Annotated in this window: 7 protein-coding genes; 5 read left to right on the top strand and 2 right to left on the bottom strand. The window is 69.8% G+C overall.

Annotation, left to right across the window (positions count from 1 at the left end):
• Nucleotides 1-393: 393 nt before the first annotated feature.
• The 4 genes from ACFQV6_RS16735 to ACFQV6_RS16720 all read left to right on the top strand — a co-directional run bounded on the left by ACFQV6_RS16735 (nucleotide 394) and on the right by ACFQV6_RS16720 (nucleotide 5,050).
• Nucleotides 394-1,728 (top strand): glycosyltransferase, encoded by a 1,335-nt coding sequence (locus ACFQV6_RS16735; RefSeq protein ID WP_378028405.1) that lies wholly within the window; start codon nucleotides 394-396, stop codon nucleotides 1,726-1,728.
• A 72-nt stretch (nucleotides 1,729-1,800) separates the two neighbouring features.
• A complete protein-coding gene (gene wecB / locus ACFQV6_RS16730; RefSeq protein WP_378028404.1) occupies nucleotides 1,801-2,988 on the top strand; it encodes a non-hydrolyzing UDP-N-acetylglucosamine 2-epimerase in 1,188 nt (395 codons plus the stop codon).
• On the top strand, nucleotides 2,988-4,619 hold the full coding sequence (locus tag ACFQV6_RS16725; protein ID WP_378028403.1) for a DUF2334 domain-containing protein: 1,632 nt from the start codon (nucleotides 2,988-2,990) through the stop codon (nucleotides 4,617-4,619). The genes wecB and ACFQV6_RS16725 overlap by 1 nt, the downstream gene beginning before the upstream one ends.
• 80 nt (nucleotides 4,620-4,699) lie before the next feature.
• Complete coding sequence (locus ACFQV6_RS16720; RefSeq protein ID WP_378028402.1) at nucleotides 4,700-5,050, top strand: hypothetical protein; 351 nt, start codon at nucleotides 4,700-4,702, stop codon at nucleotides 5,048-5,050.
• Between the two features lie 21 nt (nucleotides 5,051-5,071).
• Here the strand turns inward: ACFQV6_RS16720 and ACFQV6_RS16715 are convergent, their stop codons facing one another.
• The gene (locus ACFQV6_RS16715; RefSeq protein WP_378028401.1) at nucleotides 5,072-5,833 is read right to left on the bottom strand and encodes a dienelactone hydrolase family protein; all 762 of its coding nucleotides are present in this window, start codon (nucleotides 5,831-5,833) and stop codon (nucleotides 5,072-5,074) included.
• Between the two features lie 78 nt (nucleotides 5,834-5,911).
• Between ACFQV6_RS16715 and ACFQV6_RS16710 the strand changes: the two genes are divergently transcribed.
• Nucleotides 5,912-6,469: a TetR/AcrR family transcriptional regulator gene (locus ACFQV6_RS16710; RefSeq protein WP_378028400.1), complete on the top strand. Its 558-nt coding sequence runs from the start codon at nucleotides 5,912-5,914 to the stop codon at nucleotides 6,467-6,469.
• A gap of 115 nt (nucleotides 6,470-6,584) precedes the next feature.
• Here ACFQV6_RS16710 and ACFQV6_RS16705 read toward each other — a convergent pair whose 3' ends face one another.
• Nucleotides 6,585-7,202, bottom strand: coding sequence for a TetR/AcrR family transcriptional regulator (locus ACFQV6_RS16705; RefSeq protein ID WP_378028399.1), 618 nt, complete (start codon nucleotides 7,200-7,202; stop codon nucleotides 6,585-6,587).
• Nucleotides 7,203-7,279 lie beyond the last annotated feature (77 nt).

Genomic DNA, 7,279 nt, shown 5'->3' with positions numbered 1-7,279 from the left:
CGCCCAGCCGGCCCCACCAGCTGGCCGTGGGTGCTGCCTCAACCCGCCCGAATCAGCGCCAGCCGGCGCACTTGCGGTGAGGAGGTGACTACTCTGTGTGTTCGTGGTGCCGGAGGGGTGGGTGGGGATCGGAGATCACTCTGTGCGATTGGGTGGATGCGGAGAGAGAGCAGCGGTGGTGCGGGTGAATGGTGTGGATCGCGTCCTGTTTGGGCTGGTCAGCGAAGTCTGAGATGTCTGGGTTAGCCCATTTGGCCAGGATTGCCCGCCAACCCGCTTGCACCCCTTGAGTCACGCTGGGTAGCTCCTTAATGTCCTATTACGTCCAAGAGCGCGGCCCACCTCGCTCGCGGAGAATCACGAACAGTGACTAGGACAGGGAGGTGCACACCGATGACGGCATCAGACAGCTGGCTCGTCGCGATCGCCGGCTACTCGGTCCTGCTGGCCTGGCCGCTCTCCACGGTGATCCTGGTGTGGTTCGCGGTCCGCTATCACGGCACCCATCGCGCCGCGGTCGTGAACCGGGCGGTGGCCGGCGGCGACGCCCGCCCCGAGCACTTCTGGATCATCGTCCCGGCCCTGAACGAGGAGGCCGTCGTCGGGAACACGGTTGCCTCGGCGCTCAACCTGCGCGGACCGTCCGGCACCCTCTCCCGGGTCCTGGTGGTCGACGACGGCTCCGACGACCGGACGCCCGAGGTGCTCGCGGCGATCGACCACCCGCGACTGCACATCATGCGCCGGGAGCTTCCCGAGGCACGCCAGGGCAAGGGCGAGGCGCTCAACGCCGCGTACCGCTACATCGCCGAGCGCACCACCGAGGCCGGGGTGAGCCCGGAGCGGGTGGTGCTCGGCATCATCGACGGCGACGGTCAGGGCAGCGAGAACATCCTGGTCGAGGTGTCGCGCCTGATGCGGGACACCCGGGTCGGCGCGGTGCAGGTGCAGGTCCGGATCCGTAACCGCAACAAGCTCCTCGGCGCGGTGCAGGATCTGGAGTTCGGCGCGATCGTCGACGCCTGCCAGAACATGCGTGACGCCCTGGACACCGTCGGGCTCGGCGGGAACGGGCAGTTCAGCCGGCTCTCCACGCTGCTGACGCTCGGCACCGCGCCGTGGTCCAGCTGCCTGGTCGAGGACCTGGAGCTGGGTCTGCGGATGCACCTGGGTGGTGTGGCGATCCGCTACACGTCCCGCTCCTCGGTCACGCAGCAGGCGGTGGTCGACATCCGCCGGCTCACCCGCCAGCGGACCCGATGGGCGCAGGGCAACATGCAGTGCGCCCGTTACCTCGGCAGGCTCTTCTCGTCACCGCGGATCGCCCGGACCGCGCTGGTCGAGATGCTCCACTACCTGCTCTCCCCGTGGGCGAACGCGATGGTGACGGTCATGCTGGCGGCGATGACGATCGCCGGTGCGGCCGGCCTGCTGATCGGGCACCCGGTCCCGTTCCTGCCGACCTGGGCGGCACTCGCCGAGAGCGCGGTCATCTGGGTCGCGGTCACCACGTTCCCCGGGATCCTCTGGGCCCTGGTACACCGGCACAAGCGCGGCGACGAGGCGATGCCCCGCATGTTGACCGCTGCTCTCGCGTACCCCGCCTTCTTGATCCTGGGTCTGGCCGCGACCTACCGCGCGCTGGGCCGACAGGCCAGTGGCCGCCAGGCCTGGGCCAAGACCGAGCGCCTCGCCGAGGAACCCCTCCTCGTGCCGGCCTCCGCCTGATCCCGCAGGCGCAACCCCCGCAGAACCCGTCACCCCGGTACGACCCCCACCCCCCGAACAGAAGGCTCCCCCATGTCGCTTCGCGAAGTGCACCTCATCGGCGGTACCCGCCCCGAGGCCGTCAAGCTGGCACCCGTCGTCCTCGCCATGCGGGAAGCCGGTCTGCTCACGCCGGTTCTGCTGGCCAGCGGTCAGCACCCGGCCATGGTGACGCAGGCTCTCGCCGCGTTCGGGCTGGAGCCGGACATCACCCTGACCGTCGAGCGGGAGTCCGGCAGCCAGGCCGAGCTGCTCACCGCGATGGTCCGGGAGCTCGACGAGCTGTGGTCGGTACGCACCCCCGCCGCCGTGATCGTGCAGGGCGACACCACGACCAGCCTGGCCGGCGCGCTCGCCGCCTTCTGGCGACGCATCCCGGTCGTCCACCTGGAGGCCGGACTGCGCTCCGGTGACCTGGAGTCGCCGTTCCCGGAGGAGGGCAACCGCCGCCTCGTCGCCCAGGTCGCCTCGCTGCACCTGGCACCCACGCCGCTCGCCGCCATGAACCTGCTGGACGAGAAGATCAATCCCGCCGACGTGCTGATCACCGGGAACACCGTGGTCGACGCGACCCTGGCGGTGGCCGGCCGGAAGCTGCCGTTCGAGAACCCGGACGTCGCCGCCGCCCGCGCCGGCAGCACCAACCGGCTGGTCCTGGTCACCGCACACCGGCGGGAGTCCTGGGGTGAGCCGCTGGACCGGATCCTCACCGCGGTCACCGACCTGATCGCGCGGTACCCGGACATCGAGGTGGTGCTGCCGAGTCACCCGAACCCGGCGGTCCGCGCTCAGGTCGACACCGCGCTGGCCGGCGTGGAGCGGGTGACGGTCACCGACCCGCTGCCCTACCCGGATCTGTCCCGGCTGCTGTCCGAGGCGTACCTGGTGCTCACCGACTCGGGCGGGATCCAGGAGGAGGCACCGTCGTTCGGGGTGCCGGCGCTGGTGCTGCGGGACGTCACCGAGCGGGTCGAGTCGCTGGACGCGGGGTGCGCCAAGCTGGTCGGCTCGGACACCGGGCGGATCGTCGAGGAGGCGTCGGCGCTGCTCGACAGCCGGGTGCGCCGGGACGCGATGACCGCGAACGGCAACCCGTACGGCGACGGGCTCGCCGCCCTCCGTACCGCACAGGCGACCGCGGCCCTGCTCGGCCTCGCACCCTTCCCCGACGCCATGCCCGTCGCCCAGAACTCCGCCCTCACGTCTGGAGCCGTTGCCTGATGCGTACCTCGAAGCTCACCCGCCGTTCCCTGCTCGCCGTCGGCGGTGCGGCCGCCGCGGTCACCGCCGTCGGGTTCTCCACCGTCGAGGCCGACGCCGCCAGCAACACCGCTGTCGCCGCCGCCACCAGCCCGCTGAAGACCGGCAAGGCCGCGCCGGGCGGTGGCACCGCGAAGGCCCTGGTCCTGTACGACACCACGAGCGAGTACGGCTGGCTCGGCGAGGTCTACGCGACCCAGACCGCGAACCTGGCCTCGCACTTCGGCTCCTGGACGGCGGCGCCGGTGGCCGCTTACAAGGCCGGCGACCTGAACGCGTACACCGCGGTGATCTACATCGGCTCCACCTACGACGAGCCGCTGCCGGCCGCGTTCCTCACCGACGTGATGACCACCAGCAAGCCGGTGATCTGGATCTACGACAACATCTGGCAGCTGGCGGCGAAGGACGGCTTCGCCGCGAAGTACGGCTTCGCGAGCGGCACGTTCGACCTGGCCGACGTGGCGGAGGTGGGCTACAAGGGCCGCAAGCTGAGCCGCAGCGCGGACAACAAGGCCGGCATCATGAACCTGCCGATCAGCGACAAGGGCAAGGTCACCACGCTGGCCGACGCGATCCGCGCGGACGGCACCACGTTCCCGTGGGCGGTCCGCTCAGGCAACATCACCTACATCGGCGAGATCCCGTTCTCGTACGTCGGTCACGACGACCGCTACCTGGTCTTCGCCGACCTGCTCTTCGACGCCCTCGCGAGCAACACCCCGGAACGCCACCGCGCGCTGATCCGCCTCGAGGACGTCGGACCGGACGCCGACCCGGACCAGCTCAAGGCGATCGCCGACTACCTGTACGCCCAGAAGGTTCCGTTCAGCGTCGCCGTCTACCCGCGGTACCGGGACCCGAAGGGCGTCGACAACGGCGGGAAGGCCGCCGACTACACGCTGGTCACGAAGCCGAAGGTGGTCGCCGCCCTCAAGTACATGCAGGCCAGGGGCGGCACCCTGCTCATGCACGGCTACACGCACCAGTTCAACGCGGTGGCCAACCCGTACGACGGCAAGAGCGGCAACGACTTCGAGTTCTACTCGGCGCACGTCAACGAGAAGGACTACGTGATCTACGACGGCCCGGTGCCCGGCGACTCGGTCGCGTGGGCGACGAGCCGGATGGTCACCGCCGGCGCGCTCTTCCTGGCGACCGGCCTCGGTGCCCCGAAGATCTTCGAGTTCCCGCACTACGCCGCCAGTCCCGCCGACTACCAGGCGGCGCACTCGCTCTTCGGCAAGCGGTACGACCGTGGCCTCTACTTCCCCGGCGTCCTGACCGGCGCCAAGTACAACTACACCCGCCAGTTCGGACAGTTCTTCCCCTACACGGTGCGCGACGTGTACGGCTCGGCCGTCGTACCGGAGAACATCGGCAACGTCGAGCCGGACGCGTTCAACAACCACCCGGTCCGGCTCCCCGCCGACCTGATCGCCTCGGCCAAGCGCAACCTGGTGGTCCGGGACGGTGTCGCCAGCTGCTTCTACCACCCGTACCTCGGCACCGAGCACCTGAAGGACCTGGTCACCGGCATCAAGGCCGCCGGCTACACCTTCGTGAGCGCCGATGCGATGCTGAACGGCTGAGAACGCCGAACGGCCGCCGCCCGGTCCGGGCGACGGCCGTTCGCCATGAGGGTGAAACCGCACGAGAAGAGACTGAGTTCGTGGATGTAGTGGATTTCTGGGTCCGGTCGTGGACCGCCGACGACCTGACCGCGGCACGGCGGCTGCTGACCCCGGACGTCGAGACCGAGTGGAACTTCGACGCCCCGGTCGACGACGAGGAGATGCTCCAGGTCCTGCACCGGGTCGCCGCCTTCGCGGACGCGGTGACAGTGGTGGCGCGCACCGACGCGATCGACGGCGCGGCGCTGATCTACGACCTGGCCGGGCCGTTCGGTACGGCACGGCTTGTGGAGTTCCTCGCCGTCGCCGAGAACCGGATCACCGAGGTCCGTCACGTGTACGACGTGACAGCGATCGACCGCTACTTCCCCGGCCTCTACGCCAACTGAGCCTCTGCACCAACTCAGCCTCTACGCCGACCGACTCGGCAGGGCCCGGTCGAGCAGGGCGAAGAGGGCACGCCAGTGCCGCTGCTCACCGGCCTCGTGGAACATCGCCGTGTCGGCCATCGTGAAGCCGTGCGGTGCACCCTCGTAGAGCTCGGAGGTGTAGGTGACACCGGCTGACTTCAGGGCGGACTCCAGAGCACTGATGTTCTCCGGGGTCATCGATCCGTCGTTGTCGGCGTGTGCGAAGTAGACCTCACCGGTGAGCGCGCCGACCCGCAGATGCGGACTGTCCGGCTGGCCGGTGACCACACCGCCGGCGTGGAAGCTGGCGAGTGCCGCCACCCGCTCCGGGTGAGCGGTCGCGGCCACGAGGGCGTTGCGACCGCCCATGCAGTAGCCGAAGAGTCCCGCCGGCCCGTCCGCGACACCCTCCTGAGCGGCCAGGAAGTCGAGGTAGGCCCCGGTGTCGGCGGCGACCCGCTCGGGTGTGAGCTCCTGGATCATCGGCACCAGCCTGCCGAACGCGGCGCTGCGCCGATCGGCATCGGTCAGCTCCTCCTGGTCAACCAGGGGGCTGCGTGCACTGCGGTAGAAGAGGTTGGGCACGAGTACGGCGTAGCCGCGCTCGGCGACCCGGTCGGCCATCTCCCGGATCCGCGGCCGCAGGCCGAAGACGTCCATGAACATCACCAGACCGGGAACCGGGCGAGGACCGTCCGGCTTCACGAAGTACGCGTCAGCCTCGCCGTCCACTGTCGGGACGCTGATCTCTGTCTGTCGCATTTCCCCACCTTTCAAGATCAATTTGGACCGTAGCATCGGGGCAGTGGATCTCCGGCGGAAAGCCGTATCCTGTGGCGCATGGCCACCCGGCTGCGCGCGGACGCCCTGCGGAACCGAGCCGCTCTCCTCGAGGCGGCCCGTGCGGTCTTCGCCGAGCAGGGCCTCGACGCGTCCCTGGACGAGATCGCCCGCCGGGCGAGGGTCGGCAACGCCACCCTGTACCGCCGCTTTCCCAGCCGCCGGCACCTGATCGCCGAGGTGTTCGCCGGCCACATGAACGCCGCCGTCCGCCTCGCCGACCAGGCGCTCGAGCACCCCGACCCGTGGGCGGCGTTCGTCGGTTACCTCACCCGGGTCTGCGAACTCCAGGCGACCGACCGCGGGCTGGCGGAGTTGCTCGTCACCACTGCCTTCGACGACGACGAGCGGCTCGCCGCCCTGCGCACCATGGCGCAGCAGCGCGCGGTGGACGTGCTCGCCCGCGCGCAGCGGGCCGGCCGGCTCCGCTCTGATTTCACCCGGCACGACCTGGCGATTCTGATGATGGCGAACGCCGGGGTGGCACAGCACTCCGCCGATCCGCTGGCGTGGCGGCGGCAGCTCACGCTGATCATCGGCGGCCTGGCAACCCGCTGAAATATTCGCATGCCTGATCGCGGTACGCGTGGGGTAGCCACCGCCGCGACGAACGCGGCTTCGGGAAGCCCCCTCCCGGAGCCGCGTTTGGCATCTCACTCGGATCCACGGCCGGTCACTCGAATCCACGGCCGGCTTCGGCGAGAACGCGGCGGGCGACGTCGGCATAGGCCGACTCCGTGGGGTGTTCGAGCCACACTGTCAGTGAGACGCGAAGGGACGCCAGGAACACGGCGGCGAGCAGCTTGGGTCGTACCCCCAAGGGGTCTGCGGCGGAACCCAGCCGGGCCGCGACCTCCGCACTCAGCTCGCGCTCCATCACGGCGAAGGTCTGTGCCTGCGCCGCCGCCAGCGACGGATGTCTGCGCAGCAGGCGGGTCTGCGTGACCCACTCCGGGTTGAGATCACCGAGCTGGCCGTAGAAGTCAGCGGCGGCCGCACTGAGAGCGGCCCAGGGCGTCTCTGCCGCCGGTCGCGCCCGGACCTTCTCGATCAACAAACGGGTACGCGTCCGGTCGCCGTGGAAGAGGGCGTCCTCCTTGTTGGCGAAATAGTTCGAGAAGGTACGCCGGGACACGCCCGTCCGGTCAGCGATCGCCTCGACCGTGAGCCGGTCCGGACCGAGCTCCAGGGCCAGCCGGACCGCGGCCTCGTGCAGGGCCTGACGGGTGGCCGCCTTCTTCCGCTCACGAAGGCCGGGCTCGCCGGCCGGCTCGGTGGTCGGGGCAGTCATGACCTGAGCCTACCGGCGTGTGACTCAGTTCCCATTGAGCAAACTTGCGCAGTGAGCAACTTAGGCAGATAGTTGTA

The organism is Actinoplanes sp. GCM10030250 (genome assembly GCF_042666575.1).
Classification (GTDB): Bacteria; Actinomycetota; Actinomycetes; order Mycobacteriales; family Micromonosporaceae; genus Actinoplanes.
Note: the sequence above shows the minus strand (reverse complement) of the source record. Positions and strands in the feature narration are given on the sequence as shown.

Excerpts from the sequence above, each read along its gene's own strand:
- ACFQV6_RS16735 (WP_378028405.1), top strand. The coding sequence starts at position 394 with ATGACGGCATCAGACAGCTGGCTCGTCGCGATCGCCGGCTACTCGGTC.
- wecB (WP_378028404.1), top strand. The coding sequence starts at position 1,801 with ATGTCGCTTCGCGAAGTGCACCTCATCGGCGGTACCCGCCCCGAGGCC.
- ACFQV6_RS16725 (WP_378028403.1), top strand. The coding sequence starts at position 2,988 with ATGCGTACCTCGAAGCTCACCCGCCGTTCCCTGCTCGCCGTCGGCGGT.
- ACFQV6_RS16715 (WP_378028401.1), bottom strand. The coding sequence starts at position 5,833 with ATGCGACAGACAGAGATCAGCGTCCCGACAGTGGACGGCGAGGCTGAC.
- ACFQV6_RS16710 (WP_378028400.1), top strand. The coding sequence starts at position 5,912 with ATGGCCACCCGGCTGCGCGCGGACGCCCTGCGGAACCGAGCCGCTCTC.
- ACFQV6_RS16705 (WP_378028399.1), bottom strand. The coding sequence starts at position 7,202 with ATGACTGCCCCGACCACCGAGCCGGCCGGCGAGCCCGGCCTTCGTGAG.